Raw genomic sequence first — 23,528 nt, forward strand, 5'->3', positions numbered from 1 at the left:
CATTGGTCGGGTTCAGGCGTTCGAACAGTGTGCCAGCCGATCGCGGAACTGGCTATCGGCGAACGACCAGATACAAGCCCACTGCCACCATGATCCCGGCGGGCCAGTGCCCCAGTTCGTGCAGCGGACCGCCGGCGGCGAGGATCGTGCCGCCCGCCAGGTGGGCGCTGCCGAGCAGGCGCAGGAACCAGTCGTCCTTGCGCTTTTTCCAGGGCGGCGGCGGGTCGCTGGCGTGGGGCTGGGACAGGCGCTCGAGCAGGTCGCGGGCCATGTTGGCCAGGTGCGGCAGTTGTTCGAACTGGCTCTGCACGTTGCCGATCAAGGCCTTGGGGCTCACGCGCTCGCGCATCCAGCGTTCGAGGAACGGCTGGGCGGTGTTCCACAGATCCAGCTCCGGATACAGCTGACGACCCAGGCCTTCGATGTTCAGCAGGGTCTTCTGCAGCAGCACCAGTTGCGGCTGGACTTCCATGTTGAAGCGCCGCGCCGTCTGGAACAGGCGCATCAGTACCTGGCCAAATGAAATATCTTTTAACGGTTTTTCGAAGATCGGTTCGCACACGGTGCGGATCGCCGCTTCGAATTCGTTGAGCTTGGTTTCCGCCGGCACCCAGCCCGAATCGATGTGCAGCTGCGCCACGCGGCGGTAGTCGCGCTTGAAGAAGGCGAACAGGTTGCGGGCCAGGTAGTCCTGGTCCTGCGGGGTCAGGCTGCCGACGATGCCGCAGTCGATGGCGATGTACTGCGGGCTCCATGGGTTGACCGTGCTGACGAAGATGTTGCCCGGGTGCATGTCGGCGTGGAAGAAGCTGTCGCGGAACACTTGGGTGAAGAAGATCTCCACGCCGCGTTCGGCGAGCATCTTCATGTCGGTGCGCTGGTCGGCCAGGGTCGCCAGGTCCGTCACCTGGATGCCGTAGATGCGCTCCATCACCAGCACCTTCGGCCGGCACCAGTCCCAATAGACCTGCGGCACATAGAGCAGCGGCGAACCGTCGAAGTTGCGCTTGAGCTGGCTGGCGTTGGCCGCCTCGCGCAGCAGGTCGAGTTCGTCGTAGATGGTCTTTTCGTAGTCGCTGACCACGTCCACCGGGTGCAGCAGGCGGGCATCGGCCGAGACCTTCTCGGCGGCGCGGGCGAGGATGAACAGCCACGCCAGATCCTGGGCGATCACCGGCTTGAGGCCCGGACGGATCACCTTGACCACCACCTCTTCGCCGGTCTTGAGCTGGGCGGCATGCACCTGCGCCACCGAGGCGGAGGCCAGCGGCTCGACGTCGAAGCGGCTGAACACCTCGTCGATCCTCTTGCCCAACTGCTCTTCGATCAGCCGCACCGACAGTTGCGAGTCGAACGGCGGCACCCGGTCCTGCAGCAGCATCAGTTCGTCGGCGATGTCTTCCGGCAGCAGGTCGCGGCGGGTCGAGAGGATCTGCCCGAACTTGATGAAGATCGGCCCCAGGTCCTGCAGCGCCAGGCGCAGGCGCGCGCCCCGGCTCAGCGCCAGTGGCTTGCGCGGGAACCAGCGCCACGGCAGCACATAGCGCAGGCCCAGCAGGAACCACGGCAACGGGAGTTCGAACAGCAGGTCATCGAGTCGGTAGCGGATCACGACGCGCTGGATGCGCAACAGACGGCGGACGGCAAGCAGCTTCATGCGTTATCGCTTGGGTCGAGGGATCGGGAAAGGCGCTCGAAACGCGCCTCGAGACGTTCCAGATCAAGCTTGATCCGGTCCAGTTCGCGGAACCGGGCTTCGGCTTCGCGCTGCCCGACGAGGGTGCGCGATTCTTCGGCCAGGTATTCGGCGAGGTTCTGGTTGAGGCTGGCGAAGCCTTGCCGGTACCAGCGGGCACGGCTGCGCAGGTGGCCGCCGACCAGTTGCGTGGCGACGGGGCCGAGCCAGCGCGAGAGTTCGTACTCCCAGTCCAGCTCCAGGTCCTGCAGGATGCCCGCCAGTTCCAGCAGCACGCCGCTGTCGCCGTCGAGCTCGACCTCCGGCGCGTGCAGCACCGCGGTCTTGTCCTTGCTCAGGGCCAGCTTCACCAGGCTCGACGCCGGCGCACGCAGGGTGCAGTCGACGCCGGTCTCCCAGCGCGAGGCCAGCATCAGGCCTTCGTCGCTGGGCAGGATGAACAGTTGCAGCGCCGGGCTTGCGCAGTCGACGGCGATGACTTTGCCGGTCAGGTGCGCCAGGCGCGGCAGCGCGGTGCTGTCGAGACGCAGCACCCGGTTCAGGCCGGTTTCGACGCTGGCCAGCAGCCCGGTCAGCAGCATCAGGGCTTGATGCCGCGGTGCAGGGCGACGATGCCCGAGGTCATGTTGTGATAGGTCACGCGGTCGAAGCCGGCCTCGACCATCATCGACTTCAGGGTTTCCTGGTCCGGGTGCATGCGGATCGACTCGGCCAGGTAACGGTAGCTTTCCGCGTCGTTAGTGATCAGCTTGCCCATCAGCGGCATGAAGGCGAACGAGTAGGCGTCGTAGGCCTTGGACATCAGCGCGTTGGTCGGCTTGGAGAACTCCAGCACCAGCAGGCGGCCGCCGGGCTTGAGCACGCGCAGCATCGAGCGCAGGGCGTCTTCCTTGTGGGTCACGTTGCGCAGGCCGAAGGCGATGGTCACGCAGTCGAAGTGGTTGTCCGGGAACGGCAGCTTTTCGGCGTCGGCCTGGACGAACTCGACGTTGCCCGACACGCCCACGTCCAGCAGGCGGTCGCGGCCGACCTTGAGCATGGACTCGTTGATGTCGGCGAGCACCACCTGGCCGGTCGGGCCGACGAGGTGCGAGAACTTCTTGGTCAGGTCGCCGGTGCCGCCGGCGATGTCCAGCACGCGGTTGCCGCTGCGCACGCCCGACAGCTCGATCGCGAAGCGCTTCCACAGGCGATGCATGCCGCCCGACAGGAGGTCGTTCATCAGGTCGTACTTGGCGGCCACGGAGTGGAACACCTCAGCGACCTTTTCGGCCTTCTGGCTTTCCGGGACGTTCTTGAAGCCGAAGTGGGTGGTGGGTTCGGCATCGCTGCCTTTGCGCTGATCAGTCATATCGCTGTCACCAAAAGAGAATGCGCGACATTCTAATCCCCAAGCCATGCTTTGTCTTGGAATGGCTCAAGGTAAGATGGGCGACCCTCGGGACGATTTGCCGCAGCCGCGGTCAGGATCTGCCGACAAGCCTTCATCAATCAGGAGTCATCCGATGGCCCGAATCAGTGTTGAACGTGCCCATAGCCTGGGCAAGGACGCCGCCCGCGAGAAAGCCGACAAGCTGGCGCAGAAACTCTCCGACCAGTACGGCCTGGAACCGAAGTGGTCGGGGGACACCCTGAACCTCAAGCGCTCCGGCGTGAAGGGCGAGGTGCATGTGGCGGAGGATTCGATCCGCGTCGACGTGGAGCTGGGCATGGTGATGTCGCCCATGAGCGGCATGATCAAGGCCGAGATCGAGAAGGCGCTGGACAAGGCGCTGGCCTGATCCCGACCTTTGCGGTGAACGGATAATCCTGTGGGAGCGGGCTTGCCCGCGAAGAGGCCGGTGCATCCGCAAGATTTCTTGTGGCAGGAACATGGTCTTCGCGGGCAAGCCCGCTCCCACAGGTACCGTGTCACGTTCACCTGCTTTATGTCAGTTGTTAGGGTGCCGTTTCTAATTTTTCTCCCTACTTTGTGCCTGAGCCCGACACTCGTCCGGGCAGTTCCTCAAACCTTCTGCGCGTGAGGTGCACCATGGCCAAAGTCATTTTGAAGAAAAAAATCGACGCTTCGACTTCCGCTCTGAGCGACGTCAAATCCTATGCCCGCAAGATCTGGCTGGCAGGCCTGGGTGCCTACGCCAAGGTCGGCCAAGAGGGCAGCGACTACTTTCAAGAGCTGATCAAGGCCGGTCAAGCGGTTGAAAAGAAAGGCAAAAAAGCCGTCGCCGAAAAACTCGAAGCGGCCAACGCCGAGATCGATGAGGCCAAGGGCGAAGTCAGCACCTTCAAGGGCCGGGTCGAAGTGCAGCTCGACAAGGTCGAGAAGGCGTTCGACACACGCGTCGCCAGTGCCTTGAATCGCATCGGCATTCCGTCTAAACATGACGTTGAGGCACTCTCTGCTAAGCTCGATGAGCTGACGGCATTGCTCGAACGCGTCGCGCGTAAATCTTAAGGAGAACGGGATGGCTGGCAAAAAGAACACCGATAAAGAAGGCAGCTCGTGGATCGGGAAGGTCGAAGACTACTCCCGCAAGATCTGGCTGGCAGGCCTGGGCGTGTACTCGAAGATCGACACTGACGGCAGCAAGCTCTTCGAGTCACTGGTCAAAGACGGCGAAAAGGCCGAGAAGCTCACCAAGTCGGCGGTCGGCAAGAAAGTCGACGCCGCCAAGGATTCCGCTTCCTCGGCAAAATCGCGCATCAGCGGCGTGAAAGACCGCGCGCTGGGCAAGTGGGACGAACTGGAAGAGGCTTTCGACAAGCGCCTGAACAGCGCGATTTCGCGCCTGGGCGTGCCGAGCCGCAATGAGGTCAAGGCCCTGCACAGCAAGGTCGAGACCCTGACCAAGCAGATCGAGAAACTCACCGGTCTGAAAACCCAGCCTGTGGCCAAGACCGCAGCGGCCAAGCCGGCTGCGAAGCCTGCCGCCAAACCACTGGCCAAGGCTGCCGCCAAACCGGCCGCCAAGCCTGCGGCGAAAACCGCAGCGGCCAAACCGGCTGCGAAAGCGGCGGCCAAACCCGCTGCCAAGCCTGCCGCAAAACCTGCGGCGAAAACCGCTGCCGCCAAGCCAGCCGCCAAACCGGCTGCCGCGAAGAAACCGGCAGTGAAAAAACCGGCCGCACCGAAAGCTGCAGCGCCGAAACCGGCCGCCGCCAAGCCTGCGACCCCGGCCGCTCCGGTCAGCGCGTCGAACTCCGCCGCCGCTCCGGCATCCGCCGTGACCCCGACTGCCGCACCGACCCCGTCGGCGCCGTCCAGTCAGTCCTGATCCTCAGGGCCCAAGAAAACGCCCGGCCTGTGAAGGCCGGGCGTTTTTGTTTGTGGTCCTGTCTATCCAGAACGCTGCCTTACCCTTTTGATCCTGCCCGGCAGCGCCCTTGCCGACACCATCGCCAGCAGGCTGGCTCCCACAGTGTCATGTGGCATCACCGGCCCCAGCAGGCTCGCTCCCACAAGGGAGATGCAATGGTCACTCGTGCTCTTCGAGGTACTGCAGCGCGAAGCGCTCCGTCGCCGCCTTGATCGGCGGCAGCAGGTGCGGCGCCACCAGCATCATGATCTGGTACACCACCAGCCGCACCTCGCCCTCGCGGTCGAGGATCCGCTGGTAGTCCAGGGAAAACAGCAAGGTCAGGGTGATCTGCTCCACCAGTTGCCCCAGGGCCTGGGTGTCGCTGACCAGCAGCCCCTGCGCCTTCAGGCGCGCCAGCAAGGACGCCAGCGTGCGCTTGAGGACATTGAGCAGGTTGCGGATGCCCTTGGCCAGCTTCGGCAGGCGTCCGGACAGGTTCGACAGGTCCTGGAACAGGAACCGGTAGAGCGCCAGGCGCTCGACGATCAGGTGCAGGAACAGCCAGTAGTCCTCCGGTGCCAGCTCGACGTCGGCGGGCGGGTCGAGCAACGGCGCCAGTTCGCCCTGGAAGCGTTCGAACAGCCCGAGGATCAGCGGCTCCTTGCCGTGGAAGTGGTAGTAGAGGTTGCCGGGGCTGATCCCCATCTCGTTGGCAACCTCCATGGTGGAGACGTTCGGCTCGCCCTTTTCGTTGAACAGCTGCAGGGCACATTCGAGAATCCGGTCGCGGGTTTTCATCCAGTCTTCTTAAAAGGTTTCGGGGCGTCAGCGCACGCGCACGTAGGTGCCGGGTGCCGCTTCCATCGTTGGGTAGTCGGGGCTGCCGAGGGTCATCTGGGTCTCGCGCTGGGCGCCGGAGCGCTGCTGGATCCACTCCAGCCACTGCGTCCACCAGCTGCCGTCGACCTTTTTCGCGTCGTAGTACCAGGCGCGGGGGTCGCCGCTCAGCTTGCCGTTCTCGACGTAGTTGGCCTTCGGGTTGCCCGGCGGGTTGAGGATGCTCTGCACGTGGCCGCTGTTGGACAGCACGAAGCGCCGCTCGCCGCCCAGCAGCAGGGTCGAGCGGTACACCGCGTCCCACGGCGTGATGTGGTCGTTCATGCCGGCCACGCTGAAGCTGTCGACCGTGACCTTCTGCAGGTCGATCGGCGTGCCGCACACCTCCAGGCCGCCGGGGTGGGTCAGCGGGTTGTGCTTGAAGAAGTCCAGCAGGTCGCCGTGAAACGCCGCTGGCAGGCGGGTGCTGTCGTTGTTCCAGTAGAGGATGTCGAACGGCGGCGGCGCCTTGCCCAACAGGTAGTTGTTGACGAAGTAGTTCCAGATCAGGTCGTTGGGGCGCATCCAGGCGAACACCTTGGCCATGTCGCGGCCGTCGAGCACGCCCCGCTGGTAGGAACGGCGCTTGGCCGCCTCGAGGGTCTGCTCGTCGGCGAACAGCGTCGCCGGCGTGTCGAACTGGCTGTCGAGCAGGCTCACCAGGTAAGTGGCGCTGGAGACCCGGCGCAGCTGCCGCTTGGCCTGCAGGTGGCCTTGCAGCGCGGCGATGGTGAGGCCGCCGGCGCAGGCGCCCATCAGGTTGACGTCGCGGGCGCCGGTGATCGAGCGGCAGACGTTCATCGCTTCCTCCACCGCCTCGACGTAGGTCGACAGGCCCCATTCGCGGTGGCGCACGTCCGGGTTGCGCCAGCTGATCATGAAGGTCTGCAGGCCGTTCTTGAGGGCGAACTGGACGAAGCTGTTGTGCGGGCTCAGGTCGAAGATGTAGTACTTGTTGATCTGCGGCGGCACCACCAGCAGCGGCTTGGCGTACTGTTTCTCGCTCATCGGCCGGTACTGGATGAGCTCCAGCATCTCGTTGCGAAACACCACGGAGCCGGTGGTGGTGGCGACGGTCTTGCCGATCTCGAACGCCTGCTTCGAGACCTGGCGCGGCAGGCCGTCGTTGTGCAGCAGGTCGTCGATCAGGTGGCCCAGGCCCCGTACCAGGCTCTGCCCGCCGGAGTTGAACAGCTCCTTGACCGCCAGCGGATTGAGCAGGGTGTTGGAGGGCGCCACGGCGTCGTTGAGCAGGCTGAAGGCGAACTGCGCGCGGGCGCGGTCGTCTTCGCTCATGCTGCTCTCGTCGATCCAGCTCTTGACCTGTTTCTGCCAGCTCAGATAGGCCTGAAGACTGCGCCGGTAGAACGGATTGAGGCTCCAGGCCGGATCGCTGAAGCGGGTGTCCTGCGCGTTGATCGGGTGCAGGGTCTCACCGAGCAGGACGCGGCCCAGCTGGCTTCCTAGCCTCAAGGCATGGCGTGCGCTGTGGATCGGGTTGCGCAGGCCATGGGCCGCGACGCTGCGCAGGGTCGAGATCAGGTCCCGGCCGCGCAGCCCGGTCATCGCGCTTTGTGCATTGATGAACACGGCGGGGCTGGGCACCACGCCGGTCGCTGGTTTGTCGCGCATGAGTCAACACTCCTTCGTCTTCAGGCCAAACACAAACACACCGAACCAGAGAACCATAGACGCTGTTGCGGATTGTTGCCTGCGCGGCGTCCTGCCACACACCTTCCATAAAACGTGCCGGATCGGTCATGCCCCCGGCGATGCCGGATGCGGATGCATCACCGCACGCTGACGTTCCTCCTCCAGGAATTTCATGATGATCGGCGCCACCGCTTCGGCCCGGGTGATCAGGAACAGGTGGCCGTCGTCGATGATGTGCAGCTGGGCGTTGGGGATCCGCCAGGCGAGCATGCGCATGTTGATCAGCGGGATCAGCGGGTCGTCGTCGCCGGCCAGCACCAGGGTCGGCTGATGGATCTTGTGCAGCCAGTGGATGCTGGTCCAGCCCAGGCCCGCGAACAGTTGCCAGTAGTAGCCCAGCTTGCCCGCCGAGCGCACCTTGGCCGCGTGGCTGGCGGCGAGGGTCGGGTCGCGGCGGAACGAGCCGCCGTAGATCAGCGGCGCGATGCGGATCACGTGGGACGGCTGGATGTAGCGGCGCGGGCTGGCCATCATCCACAGCACCTTCGGCTTGCCCGGCACCATGAAGGCACCGGCGGCGGTGGCCGCCAGCACCAGTTTCTTGCAGCGCTCGGGGTAGTCGTGGGCGAACTGCTGCGCCAGGGCGCCGCCCCACGACACGCCGATCGCGTTGACCTGGCCGTAGTCGAGGTAGTCGAGCATCCGTGCGGTGAGTTTCGCCAGCCCGGCGAACCGGTACGGCCGGCTCGGCGTCGAGGAACCGCCGACGCCGGGCACGTCGAAGGCGATGACCTCAAGATCCGGATCCAGCGCCGCGACAAAGGGAAACACCAGCTCCAGGTTGGCGCCGATGCCGTTGAAGATCAGCAAGGGCGTCAAGTGAGGCTTGCCGGGGCGCACCGCGGTGCGGATGGTCTGGCCATCCAGGTCGACGGTGCGGAAGATGAACGGGTGCGGCATGCTCAGGCCCTGTGGCTATTGGGTTCACCCCCGCCCCGCAGGGTGGGGCGGGGGGTGTCGGTTACCGCTCGTGCACGTAAGTGCCCGGCGACGCTTCGCCCGCCGGGTACGCCTTGTTGCCCAGCTTCGCCGGGGCCTTCTTCAGTTCGCCCGAACGCTGGGCCTGCCACGCCTGCCAATGCAGCCACCAGGAGTCGGTGTGCTTGGTCGAGTTCTCCTGCCAGTCATCGGCGTCGTCGGCCATTTCGCTGTTGGTCATGTAGCGCGCCTTCGGGTTGCCCGGCGGGTTCAGGATGCTCTGGATGTGGCCGCTGCTCGACAGCACGAACTCGACCTTGCCGCCGAACAGCTGCGCCGACTTGTAGCAGGACTTCCACGGGGTGATGTGGTCGTTGGTGCCGGCCAGGGAGAAGATGTCGGCGGTGACCTGCTTGAGGTCGATCGGCGTGCCGCACACTTCCAGTGCGTCGGGGCGGGTCAGCGGGTTGTTTTTGAACATTTCGATCAGGTCGCCGTGGAACGCGGCCGGCAACCGTGTGGTGTCGTTGTTCCAGAACAGGATGTCGAACACCGGCGGCTCGTTGCCGAGCAGGTAGTTGTTCACCCAGTAATTCCAGATCAGGTCGTTGGGGCGCATCCAGGCGAAGACCTTGGCCATGTCCTTGCCTTCCAGCACGCCGGCCTGGTACGAGTGGCGCTTGGCGGTCTCCAGCGTCTGTTCGTCGACGAACAGGGCGACGTCGGTGTCCAGGGTGGTGTCGAGCACGCTGACCAGCAGAGTCAGGGCATTGACCTTGTTCTCGCCGATGGCCGCGTAGTGGCCCAGCAGGGCGGTGCAGGTGATGCCGCCGGAGCAGGCGCCGAGCATGTTCACGTCTTTGCTGCCGGTGATCGCGGTGACCACGTCCACCGCTTCCTTGAGGGCTTCGATGTAGGTCGACAGGCCCCACTCGCGCTGTTCCTTGGTCGGGTTGCGCCAGCTGACGATGAAGGTCTGCACGTTGCTGCGCAGGCAGAATTTGGCCAGGCTCTTGTCCGGGCTCAGGTCGAACACGTAGAACTTGTTGATCTGCGGCGGCACCACCAGCAGCGGTCGCTCGAACACCTGCTCGGTGATCGGCTTGTACTGGATCAGTTCCAGCACGTCGTTGCGAAACACCACCGCGCCTTCGGACACGCCCAACGTCTTGCCGACCTCAAACGCGCCCATGTTGACCTGGCTCGGCATGCCGCCGTTGTGCACCAGGTCCTTGGCCAGGTGCGAGAGGCCGTCGAGCAGGCTCTTGCCGCCGGTCTCGAAGAAGCGCTTGACCGCCGCCGGGTTCGCCGCGCTGTTGGTCGGGGCCATGGCTTCGGTCATCAGGTTGATCACGAAGTGCCCGCGCGCGATGTCCTTGGGCGAGAGGCTGCTGTCGTCGATCCAGTCGTGGAGTTCCTTGCGCCACGCCAGGTAGGTTTGCAGATAACGGCGGTAGAGCGGGTTCTGGCTCCAGGCCGGATCGACGAAGCGACGGTCGTCGCCGGCAGGCTGCAGTTCGGATTTGCCGAACAGCACGTTCTTGAGTTCAAGGCCGAAATGGGCGACATGCTTGACGCTGTGTATCGGTTGCCGGATGGCCTGGGTCAGCACCATGCGGGCGGAGGCCAGCAGATCCTTTCCGCGCAGCCCGACGACGGGATTGAGCCCCAAGGTGTTTTCCGAGGCTTGGTACTTCAGGTCATCGTTGTTCTTGTTACTCATCTACGACGCTCCATTGTCCTGAGACGAGTACCCGGTCCTCACTGTGCAGTCTTACAGCCGGTGCCAGGTACTGCCGCTCGGGTGACCGTTGATTCTGCAGGGCAGATCTGCAGTGCACGGAACACTGCAGGGAACTTGCCAGTTCCATTGGTTACCCGAGATTGGTTTTTTTCGCAAGCGGGCCAGTCCTCGGCCGCACAAGCGGAGCATTCAAACAGATGAATTTAGAAAATGCCCTCTAAACCGCCCGAGGCACGGGCTAGAGCATCAGCTTGACGACGGACTCGTCCGGGTCGCGGGATTTGCCGGCGGCTTTGAGTTCGTCCAGGTAATCGGCCCAGAGTGCGTCATAACGTCGCCCCAGTTCGTACAGGTATTCCCAGGTGAACAGTCCGCTGTCGTGGCCGTCGTCGAAGGTCAGTTTCAGTGCGTACTGACCGGCCGGTTCCACCTTGGTCAGGCCGACGTGGAGCTTGCCGTACTGCAGGATCGGTTTGCCGTGGCCCTGGACCTCGGCGGAGGGGGAGTGCACACGCAGGAACTCTGCGGGCAGGGTGAACGATTCGCCGGACGCGTAGGCGAGCGTCAGGGTCTTGGAAGCTTTGTGCAGTTTGATGTCGGTGGGCAGCATGACCGGGTATCCGTCTGGTGCGGAACCTTGTGGGAGCGAGCCTGCTTGCGATGGGGCGGCACATTCAACCCAGAGGTTGTCTGAACCGCCCCATCGCAAGCAGGCTCGCTTCCACCGTTCCGCTACATCTGTAAGGGTGGCTTACAGGATATAACGGGACAGGTCTTCGTTCTGCGCCAATTCGCCCAGGTGGCTGTTGACGTAGTCGGCGTCGATCAGGATCGGCTTCTCGTCGTGGGCGCTGGCCAGGTCGCCGGCGCTGAACGACACCTCTTCCAGCAGGCGCTCAAGCAGCGTGTGCAGGCGACGGGCACCGATGTTCTCGGTCTTCTCGTTGACCTGCCAGGCGATCTCCGCCAGACGCTTGATGCCTTCGGGCTGGAACTGGATGTTCAGGCCTTCGGTCTTGAGCAGAGCGCAGTACTGCTCGGTGAGCGAGGCGTGCGGTTCGCTGAGGATGCGCTCGAAGTCTTCCGGGCTCAGGGCCTTGAGCTCGACGCGGATCGGCAGGCGGCCTTGCAGCTCCGGCACCAGGTCGCTCGGCTTGCTCAGGTGGAACGCGCCGGAGGCGATGAACAGGATGTGGTCGGTCTTGACCATGCCCAGCTTGGTGTTGACGGTGCAGCCTTCGATCAGCGGCAGCAGGTCGCGCTGCACGCCTTCGCGGGACACGTCGGCGCCGCCGACGTTGCCGCGCTTGGCCACCTTGTCGATCTCGTCGATGAACACGATGCCGTGCTGCTCGACCGCCTCCAGGGCCTTGGCCTTGAGTTCCTCTTCGTTGACCAGGCGCCCGGCCTCTTCGTCGCGCACCAGCTTCAGCGCTTCCTTGACCTTGAGCTTGCGGGCCTTCTTCTTGCCCTTGCCCATGTTGGCGAACAGGTTCTGCAGCTGGTTGGTCATTTCTTCCATGCCCGGCGGCGCGGAAATGTCGACGCCCATGGCTTCGGCCACTTCGATCTCGATTTCCTTGTCGTCCAGCTGGCCTTCGCGCAGGCGCTTGCGGAACAGCTGGCGGGTGTTGGAGTCCGGGGTCGGCGCGTCGTCGCTGTTGAAGCCCATGCGCGCCGGCGGCAGCAGGGCGTCGAGGATGCGCTCTTCGGCGGCGTCTTCGGCGCGGTGGCGCACGCGGGTCATCTCCTGCTCGCGCAGCAGCTTGATCGCGGCGTCGGCCAGGTCACGGATGATCGATTCGACGTCGCGGCCGACATAGCCGACCTCGGTGAACTTGGTCGCTTCGACCTTGATGAACGGCGCGTTGGCCAGCTTGGCCAGGCGACGGGCGATCTCGGTCTTGCCGACGCCGGTCGGGCCGATCATCAGGATGTTCTTGGGGGTCACTTCAACGCGCAGCTCTTCAGGCAGCTGCATGCGGCGCCAGCGGTTGCGCAGGGCAATCGCGACGGCGCGCTTGGCATCGTCCTGGCCGATGATGTGGCGGTTGAGTTCGTGGACGATTTCGCGGGGAGTCATGGACATGGTGATTGACGGTCCTCAAGCAGAAACGAGCTGTGGCGCAGGGCGCGGCAGGCTCATTCAGCGAGATCCTGCTCCTCAATGGTCTGGGTGTGGTTGGTGAAGACGCAGATGTCGCCGGCGATGCCGAGGGCGGTCTCGACGATTTCGCGGGCCGACAGGTCGGTTTTCTTCAGCAGGGCGCTGGCGGCGGCCTGGGCGTAGGCGCCGCCGGAACCCATGGCGATCAGGCCGTCTTCGGGTTCGACCACGTCGCCGTTGCCGGTGATGATCAGCGAGGCGTCCTTGTTGGCGACCGCGAGCATCGCTTCGAGGCGGCTCAGGGAACGGTCGGTACGCCATTCCTTGGCGAGTTCGACGGCGGCGCGGATCAGGTGGCCCTGATGTTTTTCGAGCTGGCCTTCGAAGCGTTCGAACAGGGTGAAGGCGTCGGCGGTGGCGCCGGCGAAACCGGCGATGACCTGGCCGTGGTACAGGCGGCGAACCTTCTTCGCGTTGCCTTTCATCACGGTGTTGCCGAGGGAAACCTGGCCGTCGCCGCCCATGACGACTTTGCCGTGGCGGCGGACTGAAACGATGGTGGTCAAGGGAAGAGTCTCCACGCAGCGGGGCGAAAATGCCTTATGCACACCCATATGGGGGTGGAGGACGGTATTTCAACTGCGGGGGTGGCGAGGGGACGAGCGGTGGGCGCGGCTGTGGCGAGGGCGTTCGCTCCCTCCCGCCGCAAGTCCTGGGATCCTGGCCTGTCTGAAGCGCAGGATCCGCAGGGTTCGGGGGCGCTTGGCGCCCCGTCGGGAGCCAGCGCCCTCGCCGCAACGTGCCGGGTCAGCGGCTCTGGCGTTGTTGTAACAGCAAGTTGCTGAAGCCGCTGCCCGCCAGCTGCTTCTGTGCGGTGGTCAGTTGCTCACGGTTGCTGAACGGTCCGACCAGCACGCGGTACCAGGTCTCGTCCTTCACCGTGCCGGACTCCACCGACACCGCCTGGCCCAGCAGGATGATCTGCGCCCGCACCTTGTCGGCGTCGGCTTCCTTGCGGAACGAACCGGCCTGGAGGAAGAACTTGGTCACCGGCGCCGCCTTCGCCACCGGCGGGGCCGGCGGCGGCGTGATGCCGGCCAGCGCCGCCTGGGCCCGCGCGGTGTCGATCTTCGCCGCTTCCGCCGGGGTCACCGGGGTGGTCGGGATCGCCGGCACCTGCGGCGTCGGCAAGGTTTTCTCCGGTACGGCGTCCGGCGGCACGATCACTTCCGATTCCGGCAGCAGGGTGTAGAAGTCGTACTTCGGCTTCACCGGTTGCGTCGGGCTCGGAGGCGTCTTGTTGGCCTCGGCGATCTTGGTGGCCTTCTGCTGTTGCTGCTGCTGCTCGACCTTCTCGCGCTTGACCGTGTCGCTGCCCTTGCCCGGCTCCAGTTTCATCAGGAACACGATGAACGCACCGACCGTCAGGCCGATGGCCATCCACAGCCAGCCCGGAATCGGTTGCTTGGCCGGGGCCTGGTAGCGGCTGGCGCCGCGCTTGGGGGCGGGTTTTTTCTTGGCAGCCAACTTACATGCGCTCCAGGGTTTCCAGGCCCAGCAGTTCCAGGCCTTGCTTGAGGGTACGGCCGGTCAGCGCGGCCAGGCGCAGGCGGCTTTGCATCTGCGCCGGGGTGTCGGCGGCGAGGATCGGGCAGTTCTCGTAGAAGCTGGAGAACAGGCCGGCGACGTCGTACAGGTAGGTGCACAGCACGTGCGGCGTGCCTTTCTCGGCCACGTTGTTCAGCACTTCGCCGAACTGCGCAAGCTTGGCCGCCAGTTCCAGCTCGTGCGCCGCTTCGAGGACGATCTGGCCGTCGACTTCGCTGAAGTCCTTGCCCAGCTTGCGGAACACGCCGGCCACGCGGGTGTAGGCGTACAGCAGGTACGGCGCGGTGTTGCCTTCGAAGTTGAGCATCAGGTCGAAGTTGAAGCTGTAGTCGCTGGTGCGGTGCTTGGACAGGTCGGCGTATTTCACGGCGCCGATGCCCACCACCCGGGCGATGTTGCGCAGTTCGTCCTCGGCCAGCGTCGGGTTCTTTTCCTTGACCAGGCTATAGGCGCGCTCGCGGGCCTCGGTCAGCAGGTCGATCAGCTTCACGGTGCCGCCGTCGCGGGTCTTGAACGGACGGCCGTCGGCGCCGTTCATGGTGCCGAAGCCCATGTGCTCCATCTCCATCGGATGGGTCACGAAACCGGCCTTGCGCGCCACGGCGAACACTTGCTGGAAGTGCAGGGCCTGACGCTGGTCGACGAAGTACAGCGCGCGGTCGGCGTTGAGCTTGCCGCTGCGGTAGCGCACGGCCGCAAGGTCCGTGGTGGCGTACAGGTAGCCGCCGTCGGCCTTGACGATGATCACCGGCAGCGGGTCGCCGTCGGCGTTCTTGAATTCGTCGAGGAACACGCACTGGGCGCCGTTGCTCTCCACCAGCATGCCGGCGGCCTTGAGGTCGTTGACCACGTTGATCAGGTCGTCGTTGTAGGCGCTCTCGCCCATCACGTCGGCCATGGTCAGCTTGACGTTGAGCAGCTCGTAGATTTTCTGGCAGTGCGACAGCGAGATGTCCTTGAACCGGGTCCACAGCGCCAGGCACTCGGCGTCGCCGGCCTGCAGCTTGACCACCAGGCCGCGGGCGCGGTCGGCGAACTCGGCGGACTCGTCGAAGCGCTGCTTGGCGGCGCGGTAGAAGTTCTCCAGGTCCGACAGCTCGTCGCTGGTGATCGGGTTTTCCTGCAGGTAGGCCATCAGCATGCCGAACTGGGTGCCCCAGTCGCCGACGTGGTTCTGGCGGATCACGTCGTCGCCGAGGAACTCGAGGACGCGGGCCACGCCGTCGCCGATGATGGTCGAGCGCAGGTGGCCGACGTGCATTTCCTTGGCCAGGTTCGGTGCCGACAGGTCGACCACGGTGCGCTGCGCAGGACCGGCCTTGCGCACGCCCACACGGGTGTCGGCCAGGGCGGCGTCAAGGCGGTTGGCCAGGGCCTGGGTGTTCTGGAAGAAGTTGATGAAGCCGGGGCCCGCGATCTCGGCCTTGGTGACGTTCTCGTCGGCCGGCAGGGCGGCGATGAGCTTTTCCGCCAGGTCGCGCGGCTTCATGCCCGCAGGCTTGGCCAGCATCATCGCGATGTTGCTGGCGAAGTCGCCGTGGGTCTTGTCGCGGGCGTTTTCCACCTGGATCGCCGGCGACAGGCCTTCAGGCAACACACCTTCGTTGACGAGTTGGGTGAGGGCTTGCTGGATCAGCTGGCGAATGGTGTCTTTCATGGTCGTCTCTTTCGACCGCTGGCGCGGCGGCGCATCGGTGCGCGGGTGGAAAAACTGGGCATTATCCGTTGCGAAGACGGGCTTGCCAACCTTAGCAGGCCGGATGTGGATGTGCGGCGACAATTGCGCCGCGATTCCTTGTGGCAGAGGGCCGGCCGGATGGCGATCCGTCCGTCAGTACAGATCCACCGGATCGACATCCAGCGACCAGCGCACCGCCCGCCCGCTCGGCATCTGCTCAAGGGCCAGCAGCCAACCGGCCAGCAGCCGGTGCAGCGGAGCCCGCGCCGTCGCCTGCAGCAGCAATTGAGCCCGATAGCGCCCGGCCCGGCGCTCCATCGGTGCCGGCACCGGGCCCAGCAGTTCGATGCCGCCGAGGTTCTGCTCGGCCAGCATGCGTTCGGCTGCGCTGCACGCTTCGTCGAGAAAAGCTTCGGCCTGGCCCGGCTTGTGCGCCTCGGCGCGCAGCAGCGCCAGGTGGGCGAACGGCGGTAGGCCGGCGGCGCGGCGCTCGCTCAAGGCCTGCTCGGCGAAGGCGAAGTAGCCCTGTTCGGTCAGTTGCACCAATAAAGGATGGTCGGCGAGGTGGGTCTGGATGATCACCTTGCCCGGCTCCTCCGCCCGTCCGGCGCGGCCGGCCACCTGCACGATGAGCTGCGCCATCCTTTCGCTTGCGCGAAAGTCGCCGGAGAACAGGCCGCCGTCGGCGTCGAGGATCGACACCAGCGTGACCCGGGGAAAGTGGTGCCCCTTGGCCAGCATCTGGGTGCCGACCAGGATGCACGGCTGGCCTTTCTGGATGGTGGCGAACAGCTGGTTCATCGCGTCCTTGCGCGAGGTGCTGTCGCGGTCGACCCGCAGCACCGGGTAGTCCGGGAACAGGATCGCCAGCCGCTCCTCGGCCCGTTCGGTGCCGGCGCCCACCGGCCGCAGGTCGACCCGCTCGCACTTGGGGCACTGGCGCGGCACGCGCTCGACATGGCCGCAATGGTGGCAGCGCAGTTCGCCGTAGCGCTGGTGCACGGTCATCCGCGCATCGCAGCGCTGGCATTCGGACATCCAGCCGCAGTCGTGGCACAGCAGGGTCGGCGCGAAGCCCCGGCGGTTGAGGAACACCAGCACTTGCTGGCCGGCGGCGAGGGTCTGGCCGATGGCTTGCTGCATCGGGCCGCTGATGCCGCTGTCCAGCGGCCGGCTCTTCACGTCCAGGCGCAGGAAACGCGGTTGCTTGGCGCCGCCGGCGCGCTCGTTCAGGCGCAGCAGGCCGTAGCGGCCGGTGTAGGCGTTGTGCAGGCTTTCCAGCGAAGGCGTCGCGGAGCCGAGGACGATCGGGATGTTCTCCTGCCGTGCGCGCACCAGCGCCAGGTCCCGGGCGTGGTAGCGCAGGCCTTCCTGCTGTTTATAGGAGCCGTCGTGCTCTTCGTCGATGATGATCAGCCCCGGGTTCTTCATTGGGGTGAACAGCGCCGAACGGGTGCCGATGATGATGTCGGCCTCGCCGTCCCGGGCGGCGAGCCAGGCGTCGAGGCGGTCACGGTCGTTGACCGCCGAATGGAGCAGGGCGATGCGCGCGTTGAAGCGCTGCTCGAAGCGCGCCAGGGTCTGCGGGCCGAGGTTGATCTCGGGGATCAGCACCAGGGCCTGCTTGCCGGCTTCGAGGGTTTCGCGGATCAGTTGCAGGTAGACTTCGGTCTTGCCGCTGCCGGTGACGCCGGCCAGCAGGAACGCGTGATAACTGTCGAAGCCGGCGCGGATCGCCTCATAGGCTGCGCGCTGTTCGGCGTTGAGCGGCAGCTCCGGCTGCGCCAGCCAATGCTCGTGGCGCACGCCCGGCGCATGGCGGCGCACCTCCACCTGCACCAGGTCCTTGGCCAGCAACAGGTCGAGGCTGTCCTTGTTCAGCATCAGTTTGCCCAGCAGCCCGTGGGCGACGCCGTGCGGATGCTGGGCCAGTGTGGCCAGGGCCTCCCGCTGGCGCGGGGCGCGGGCGATGCGCGGGTCGTCGAGGCTGGCGCCTGGGGCCGCCGACCAGAAGCGTTCCTGGCGGGCCTCGGCGGGCTCGCCCTGGCGCAGCAGCACCGGCAGCGCCCAGTTCAGGGTGTCGCCGAGGCTGTGCTGATAGTACTGGGCCGTCCACAGGCACAGCTTGAACAGGGCCGGCGGCAGCGGTGCGCTGGCGTCGAGCAGGGCCAGCGCGGGCTTGAGCTTGTCCGCCGGCACGTCGCTGGTGTCGCAGACCTCCACCAGGATCCCGATCATTTCCCGCCGGCCGAACGGCACCCGCAGGCGCATGCCCGGCTGCAGACGGTCGCGCGGCACGCCGGCCGGAGCGCGGTAGTCGAACAGGCGGCGCAGGGGGGAGGGCAAGGCGAGGCGCAAGATGGCGTCGGGCACGCGGGGTCTCGATCGGCAGACTGATGAAAGGAGCGGTCGCGCACATGACCTGTGGGGCGTCGCCTATGGGGCGGGAGCCTAGCAGACGGTCGGTTCAAGGGACAGCTTGCGTGATCGGCAAGGTCTGGTAGAATCCGCGCCCTAATTCCGTGCGGTATTCAACAATCGTGTTGGGTGGCGGCACGCTAGCTGAGGAAAGCACCATGAAAGCCGATATTCATCCAAACTACGTTGAAATCGATGTTACCTGCAGCTGCGGTAACAAGTTCGTCACCCGTTCGACTCACGGCAAAGCTCTGCCGATCGACGTTTGCAACGAGTGCCACCCGTTCTACACCGGTAAGCAGAAGACTCTGGACACCGGTGGTCGCGTTCAGAAGTTCGCCGACCGTTTCGGTGCTTTCGGCGCGAAAAAGGCCTAAGGCCGCTCATTCTGGAAAACCTTCAAGGCTTTTCCGGTCTGATGAAAAAGGCGTCCCTTGCGGGCGCCTTTTTTGTGTCCGCGATTTGGCTGCCGGGCGCCCAGGCGTTCTGCCCGGCGCCCGGCGGATTGGCTGATGTCGCGGTGCAGCGCGTGGTGGACGGCGACACCCTGCGCCTGAGCGACGGGCGCAGCGTGCGGATGATCGGGCTCAACACCCCGGAGCTGGGCAAGCAGGGCCGCCGCGACGAGCCGTTCGCCGAGGCGGCGCGCCAACGCCTGGCGTCGCTGGTGGCCGACAGCGGCGGGCGCGTCGGCCTGCTGCCCGGCAAGGAGTCCAAGGACCGTTACGGTCGGACGCTGGCGCACGTTTTCAGCCGCGGCGGCGTCAATCTCGAAGCGCAAATGCTCGCTGACGGCCTCGGGTATCAGGTGGCGGTGGCGCCGAACGTGGATTTCGTCGCCTGCCAGCAGGCCGCCGAGCGCCAGGCGCGACGGGCCGGGCGCGGCGTGTGGAAGCGCTCGCCTGTACTGAAAGCGGAGCAGATCGCCCGCTCGGGCTTTGCCGTGGTCAGCGGGCGTGTGAGCACGGTCCGACGCAATCGGGGCGCAATCTTGATCGAAATACAGGACGCGCTTGTACTGCGCGTTGCGCCCAATCTGCTAGACCGTTTCGACGGCGCGGCGCTGCAACGGCTGGAAGGCAGGCAGATCGAGGCCCGTGGCTGGGTGGTCGACCGCTCGCGGCGCGGCGGATCGTCGCCGGGGCAGCCGCGCTGGCTGCTGCCGTTGACGGATCCGGCCATGCTGCAGCCTTCCCGCTGAAAAAAATTGTAGACATTTTGGCCGGTGATTGTGAACAGTCCAGCCCTTGCGGGCCGTGGCTCTTGGCCCAAAGTCGTAGGACAGCGCGCTTGACAGGGGTGACCGGCCAGTCTTGTGAGGACTTTGCGAGGCGCGTATCCTCGCTGACCAGTCTGTCCAACAGTAAAAAGCGGAATGCCAAAATGTCTGATCTGAAAACTGCCGCTCTCGAATATCACGCCAATCCTCGTCCAGGGAAGCTGAGTGTCGAGCTCACCAAGGCCACCGCCACCGCCCGCGACCTGTCGCTGGCCTACAGCCCCGGCGTAGCCGAGCCGGTACGCGAGATCGCCCGCGATCCTGAACTGGCCTACAAGTACACCGGCAAGGGCAACCTGGTTGCAGTCATTTCCGATGGCACCGCGATTCTCGGCCTGGGCAACCTCGGCCCGCTGGCCTCCAAGCCTGTGATGGAAGGCAAGGGCGTGCTGTTCAAGCGCTTCGCCGGCATCGACGTGTTCGACATCGAAGTCGACTCGGAAAGCCCGCAAGCCTTCATCGACACCGTCAAGCGCATCTCCATCACCTTCGGCGGCATCAACCTGGAAGACATCAAGGCACCCGAGTGCTTCGAGATCGAGCGCGCCCTGATCGAACAGTGCGACATCCCGGTGTTCCACGATGACCAGCACGGCACCGCCATCGTGACCGCCGCCGGCATGATCAACGCCCTGGAAATCGCCGGCAAGACCCTGGCCGACGCCAAGATCGTCTGCCTGGGCGCCGGCGCCGCCGCCATCTCCTGCATGAAGCTGCTGGTGAGCATGGGCGCCAAGGTCGAGAACATCTACATGATCGACCGCACCGGTGTGATCCACGCCGGCCGTGACGACCTGAACCAGTACAAGGCCGTGTTCGCCCACGCTACCGACAAGCGCACCCTGGACGACGCCATCGAAGGCGCGGACGTGTTCGTCGGCCTGTCCGGCCCGAACCTGCTGACTGCCGAGCAGCTCAAGCGCATGGCGGCCAACCCGATCGTGTTCGCCTGCTCCAACCCGGATCCGGAAATCGCCCCGGAACTGGCCCACGCCACCCGCAACGACGTGATCATGGCCACCGGCCGTTCGGACTACCCGAACCAGGTCAACAACGTGCTGGGCTTCCCGTTCATCTTCCGCGGTGCCCTGGACGTTCGCGCCAAGCGCATCAACGAAGAAATGAAGATCGCCGCCGCCAACGCCCTGAAGGACCTGGCCAAGCTGCCGGTGCCGAAGGAAGTCTGCGCCGCCTACGGCGTCGACGCGCTGGAGTTCGGCCGTGAGTACATCATTCCGAAGCCGATGGACGCCCGCCTGATCACCGTCGTTTCCGACGCGGTGGCCAAGGCCGCCATCGAGACCGGTGTGGCGACCCTGCCGTATCCGAAGAACTACCCGCTGAAAAGCGTGGATGACGTGTTCAACGGCTAAGCCGTCGTAGCGCTTCAACCGAAAGCCCCGGCTCTGTGAGCCGGGGCTTTTTTGTGGCCGAGGGTTCTGCGGCGCCGTTGAGGGCTTCTTCGCGAACTCAGGCGACGCAAAAGGCACAGGCATGAAAAAGCCCCGCGCTTCTCTCGAAGGCGGGGCTTTTTGCGGCACCGAGGATCAGAACAGATCGATCGGCGCCTGTTCGTCCGCCGGCAGCGGACTGCCCGGCACGGCGCCATTGCCGATCTCGTTGACCGACGGCGGTGTGTCTTCGGCCTTGAACAGCTCGAAGTACGCGCCCGGCGTGCTCGGCGAGGCGGCGCGGCCGCTGACCGGATCCACCCGCAGACTGAGGATGCCTTCCGGCTCCGCCTGGACATGCGGCGGCTTGTCCTTGAGGGCGGCGGACATGTAGTTCATCCAGATCGGCAGCGCCACGGTGCCGCCGAACTCCCGGCGGCCGAGGCTTTCTGGTTGGTCGAAACCGGTCCAGACCGTGGTCACGTAATCGGCGTTGTAGCCGGAGAACCAGGCGTCCTTCGATTCGTTGGTGGTGCCGGTCTTGCCGGCGATGTCGCTGCGGCCCATGGCCAGCGCACGGCGGCCGGTGCCGAGCTTGATCACGTCCTGCAGCATGCTGTTGAGGATGTAGGTGGTGCGGCCGTCGACGATCCGCTCGGCCACCGCCGGCGTCTGCGGGGCCACGGTGCTGCCGGGGGCTTCGCCCGGTGTCGCGTTGACGGTGAACGCTGGAGTGGCCGGGGCGGCGATGCCGTCGGTCGCCGCCGTGCCCTGGGGCACCGTCGGCGGGTTGGCGACGAACAGGGTGTCGCCGTTGCGGCTTTCGATCTTGTCGATGATGTACGGCGTGACCTTGTAGCCGCCGTTGGCGAAGGTGCTCCAGCCGGTGGCGATCTCCATCGGGGTCAGGGTCGCGGTGCCCAGCGCCAGGGACAGGTTCGGTGGCAGGTCCTGCTTGTTGAAGCCGAAGCGGGTGATGTAGTCGATGGTCTTGCCGACGCCCATCGCCTGCAGCAGGCGGATCGACACCAGGTTACGCGACTTGTACAGCGCTTCGCGCAGGCGGATCGGGCCGAGGAATGTGTTGGTGTCGTTCTTCGGACGCCAGACCTTGTCCAGGTATTCGTCGACGAACACGATCGGCGCGTCGTTGACCAGGCTGGCGGCGGTGTAGCCGTTGTCCAGCGCGGCGCTGTAGACGAACGGCTTGAAACTCGAACCCGGCTGGCGCTTGGCCTGCATGGCGCGGTTGTAATTGCTCTGCTCGAAGGCGAAGCCGCCGACCAGCGAGCGGATCGCGCCGTTCTGCGGATCCAGCGACACCAGCGCGCCCTGGGCCTGAGGAATCTGGCTGAACTTGAGCGAGTTGTTCGCCTGGCGCTGCACGCGCACCAGGTCGCCCACCTGCGCCACGTCCGATGGCTGGCGCGGGGCGGCGCCCATGCTGTTGGTGTTGAGGAACGGCCGGGCCCACTTCATGGTGTCCCAGGCGACGTGTTCTTCGCCGGTGCGGGTGAGCACCTGCAGGCCGTTCTTGTCGACCTGGGTGACGATGGCCGGCTCCAGGCTGCTGATGGTGCGCTGCTTGGTCAGCTCGTTGGCCCAGGCCTCGCGGGTCTTGCCGGGCAGGCGCGATTCGGGGCCGCGGTAGCCGTGGCGCTGGTCGTAGGTCATCAGGCCTTCATGCAAGGCGTTGTTGGCCATTTCCTGCAGGTTGCTCGGCACCGTGGTGGTGACGCGGAAGCCTTCGGTGTAAGCGTCGCTGCCGTAGCGACCGACCATTTCCGCCCGGGCCATTTCGGCGATGTACGGGGCGTTCACTTCCGGGGTCGGCACGTGGTAGCTGGCGTTCAGCGGCTCGTTGACGGCGGCGGTGTAGTCCGCCTCGGTGATCTTGCCCAGCTTGTACATGCGCCCCAGGATCCAGTCGCGGCGCTCCTTGCTGCGCGCCGGGTTGGCCAGCGGGTTGAAGCGCGACGGGGCCTTGGGCAGGCCGGCGATCATCGCCATCTGCGCCAGGCTGACCTCGCGGATCGACTTGCCGTAGTACACCTGCGCCGCGGCCTCGATGCCGTAGGCGCGGTTGCCCAGATAGATCTTGTTCACGTACAGCTCAAGGATCTCGTCCTTGGTCAGCTGCCGTTCGATCTGCAGGGCCAGGAGGATTTCGGTGGTCTTGCGCGAGAAGCTGCGTTCGCTGGTCAGGAAGAAGTTCTTCGCCACCTGCATGGTGATGGTGCTGCCGCCGGACTGGATATGGCCGCTCTTGAGCAGTTGGGTCGCGGCGCGCATCAGGCTGCTCGGATCGACGCCGTAGTGGTTGGCGAAGTTGTCGTCTTCAGCACTTAGTAACGCATTGATGAAATTGGGGGGAATGTCGGCGAAACGGATCGGCGTGCGGCGCATTTCGCCAAATTCTGCGATCAACTTGTTGTCGCTGCTGTACACCCGGAGCGGAATCTGCAACTGAATGCTTCTCAGCGCCTCCACAGATGGCAAACCCGGACTAAGGTAAAGGAACGCGCCGCTGAGACCTAAAAGCAGTCCGCAGAAAACGGCGACGATGGACCAACCGAAAAATTTCAGCAGACGAATCAAGGCTCTTGGACATCCAGGGCAAAGAATGAAATTGGCGACGGGCTTGCGGCGACATGCACGAAGGGCCCGCGCTGGCGGTAAAAGCGGAAAAAATCGCTGGGCATTATAAGCACTTTTCCGCTGGGGGCGTCATTTGCGCTTCTGTCAAGACGGGGCGAGGGAACGCAAGGCGCATAACGGAGTCCGTAAGTCACGGATAGTCA

The 23,528-nt window shown here is 65.1% G+C and carries 20 protein-coding genes; 6 read left to right on the plus strand and 14 right to left on the minus strand.

Features of this window, described 5'->3' with window-relative positions; translation table 11 throughout:
- Positions 1–52: 52 nt before the first annotated feature.
- From ubiB to ubiE, 3 genes are read right to left on the minus strand one after another with little or no spacing between them, the layout of a single operon-like run.
- A complete protein-coding gene (ubiB, locus tag CAG29_RS20415; RefSeq protein ID WP_085631068.1) occupies positions 53–1,657 on the minus strand; it encodes a ubiquinone biosynthesis regulatory protein kinase UbiB in 1,605 nt (534 codons plus the stop codon).
- Positions 1,654–2,277, minus strand: a complete 624-nt coding sequence (locus CAG29_RS20420) for an SCP2 domain-containing protein (protein ID WP_085585463.1) — start codon at positions 2,275–2,277, stop codon at positions 1,654–1,656. Before CAG29_RS20420 ends, ubiB begins: the two co-directional genes overlap by 4 nt.
- Positions 2,277–3,047 carry a bifunctional demethylmenaquinone methyltransferase/2-methoxy-6-polyprenyl-1,4-benzoquinol methylase UbiE gene (ubiE, locus tag CAG29_RS20425; protein WP_085585461.1) on the minus strand — a complete coding sequence of 257 codons (771 nt, stop codon included), beginning with the start codon at positions 3,045–3,047 and terminating at the stop codon, positions 2,277–2,279. The genes CAG29_RS20420 and ubiE overlap by 1 nt, the downstream gene beginning before the upstream one ends.
- A 154-nt stretch (positions 3,048–3,201) precedes the next feature.
- Here ubiE and CAG29_RS20430 point away from each other — a divergent pair, with 154 nt between their 5' ends.
- The 3 genes from CAG29_RS20430 (at position 3,202) to CAG29_RS20440 (ending at position 4,971) form a co-directional block, all read left to right on the plus strand.
- Positions 3,202–3,477 carry a polyhydroxyalkanoic acid system family protein gene (locus tag CAG29_RS20430; protein ID WP_085695050.1) on the plus strand — a complete coding sequence of 92 codons (276 nt, stop codon included), beginning with the start codon at positions 3,202–3,204 and terminating at the stop codon, positions 3,475–3,477.
- A 251-nt stretch (positions 3,478–3,728) separates the two neighbouring features.
- The gene (locus CAG29_RS20435) at positions 3,729–4,151 is read left to right on the plus strand and encodes a phasin family protein (RefSeq protein ID WP_085585457.1); all 423 of its coding nucleotides are present in this window, start codon (positions 3,729–3,731) and stop codon (positions 4,149–4,151) included.
- Positions 4,152–4,161: 10 nt separating this feature from the next.
- On the plus strand, positions 4,162–4,971 hold the full coding sequence (locus tag CAG29_RS20440; protein ID WP_085585455.1) for a phasin family protein: 810 nt from the start codon (positions 4,162–4,164) through the stop codon (positions 4,969–4,971).
- A gap of 201 nt (positions 4,972–5,172) precedes the next feature.
- Here the strand turns inward: CAG29_RS20440 and CAG29_RS20445 are convergent, their stop codons facing one another.
- The 10 genes from CAG29_RS20445 to CAG29_RS20490 all read right to left on the minus strand — a co-directional run bounded on the left by CAG29_RS20445 (position 5,173) and on the right by CAG29_RS20490 (position 18,012).
- Positions 5,173–5,793 (minus strand): TetR/AcrR family transcriptional regulator, encoded by a 621-nt coding sequence (locus CAG29_RS20445; protein WP_085585453.1) that lies wholly within the window; start codon positions 5,791–5,793, stop codon positions 5,173–5,175.
- A 27-nt stretch (positions 5,794–5,820) separates the two neighbouring features.
- Positions 5,821–7,503 (minus strand): class II poly(R)-hydroxyalkanoic acid synthase, encoded by a 1,683-nt coding sequence (gene phaC, locus CAG29_RS20450; protein ID WP_085631067.1) that lies wholly within the window; start codon positions 7,501–7,503, stop codon positions 5,821–5,823.
- A 126-nt stretch (positions 7,504–7,629) separates the two neighbouring features.
- The gene (gene phaZ, locus CAG29_RS20455) at positions 7,630–8,484 is read right to left on the minus strand and encodes a poly(3-hydroxyalkanoate) depolymerase (RefSeq protein ID WP_085585449.1); all 855 of its coding nucleotides are present in this window, start codon (positions 8,482–8,484) and stop codon (positions 7,630–7,632) included.
- Positions 8,485–8,545: 61 nt separating this feature from the next.
- A complete protein-coding gene (gene phaC / locus CAG29_RS20460; protein ID WP_085585447.1) occupies positions 8,546–10,225 on the minus strand; it encodes a class II poly(R)-hydroxyalkanoic acid synthase in 1,680 nt (559 codons plus the stop codon).
- Positions 10,226–10,484: 259 nt separating this feature from the next.
- Positions 10,485–10,856, minus strand: coding sequence for a gamma-butyrobetaine hydroxylase-like domain-containing protein (locus CAG29_RS20465; RefSeq protein ID WP_085585445.1), 372 nt, complete (start codon positions 10,854–10,856; stop codon positions 10,485–10,487).
- 141 nt (positions 10,857–10,997) lie between these two features.
- Positions 10,998–12,335 carry an HslU--HslV peptidase ATPase subunit gene (gene hslU / locus CAG29_RS20470; protein ID WP_085585443.1) on the minus strand — a complete coding sequence of 446 codons (1,338 nt, stop codon included), beginning with the start codon at positions 12,333–12,335 and terminating at the stop codon, positions 10,998–11,000.
- A 53-nt stretch (positions 12,336–12,388) separates the two neighbouring features.
- Positions 12,389–12,919 carry an ATP-dependent protease subunit HslV gene (gene hslV, locus CAG29_RS20475; protein ID WP_007968352.1) on the minus strand — a complete coding sequence of 177 codons (531 nt, stop codon included), beginning with the start codon at positions 12,917–12,919 and terminating at the stop codon, positions 12,389–12,391.
- 241 nt (positions 12,920–13,160) lie between these two features.
- Entirely contained in the window at positions 13,161–13,880 is a 720-nt protein-coding gene (locus tag CAG29_RS20480) for an SPOR domain-containing protein (protein ID WP_085695051.1), read from the minus strand.
- 1 nt (position 13,881) lies between these two features.
- Positions 13,882–15,618 (minus strand): arginine--tRNA ligase, encoded by a 1,737-nt coding sequence (gene argS, locus CAG29_RS20485; RefSeq protein ID WP_085695052.1) that lies wholly within the window; start codon positions 15,616–15,618, stop codon positions 13,882–13,884.
- A 174-nt stretch (positions 15,619–15,792) separates the two neighbouring features.
- On the minus strand, positions 15,793–18,012 hold the full coding sequence (locus CAG29_RS20490; protein WP_085631063.1) for a primosomal protein N': 2,220 nt from the start codon (positions 18,010–18,012) through the stop codon (positions 15,793–15,795).
- Positions 18,013–18,215: 203 nt separating this feature from the next.
- On the opposite strand from CAG29_RS20490, the gene rpmE reads away from it, so the two are divergent.
- The 3 genes from rpmE to CAG29_RS20505 all read left to right on the plus strand — a co-directional run bounded on the left by rpmE (position 18,216) and on the right by CAG29_RS20505 (position 20,709).
- The gene (rpmE, locus tag CAG29_RS20495; RefSeq protein ID WP_085585435.1) at positions 18,216–18,434 is read left to right on the plus strand and encodes a 50S ribosomal protein L31; all 219 of its coding nucleotides are present in this window, start codon (positions 18,216–18,218) and stop codon (positions 18,432–18,434) included.
- A gap of 41 nt (positions 18,435–18,475) precedes the next feature.
- A complete protein-coding gene (locus tag CAG29_RS20500) occupies positions 18,476–19,258 on the plus strand; it encodes a thermonuclease family protein (RefSeq protein ID WP_085585433.1) in 783 nt (260 codons plus the stop codon).
- A 182-nt stretch (positions 19,259–19,440) separates the two neighbouring features.
- Positions 19,441–20,709: a malic enzyme-like NAD(P)-binding protein gene (locus CAG29_RS20505; protein ID WP_085585431.1), complete on the plus strand. Its 1,269-nt coding sequence runs from the start codon at positions 19,441–19,443 to the stop codon at positions 20,707–20,709.
- 174 nt (positions 20,710–20,883) lie between these two features.
- Here CAG29_RS20505 and CAG29_RS20510 read toward each other — a convergent pair whose 3' ends face one another.
- Positions 20,884–23,322, minus strand: coding sequence for a penicillin-binding protein 1A (locus CAG29_RS20510; RefSeq protein WP_371916645.1), 2,439 nt, complete (start codon positions 23,320–23,322; stop codon positions 20,884–20,886).
- Positions 23,323–23,528 lie beyond the last annotated feature (206 nt).

The sequence above is a fragment of the Pseudomonas sp. B7(2017) genome (assembly GCF_002112745.1).
Taxonomy (GTDB): Bacteria; Pseudomonadota; Gammaproteobacteria; order Pseudomonadales; family Pseudomonadaceae; genus Aquipseudomonas; species Aquipseudomonas ekonensis.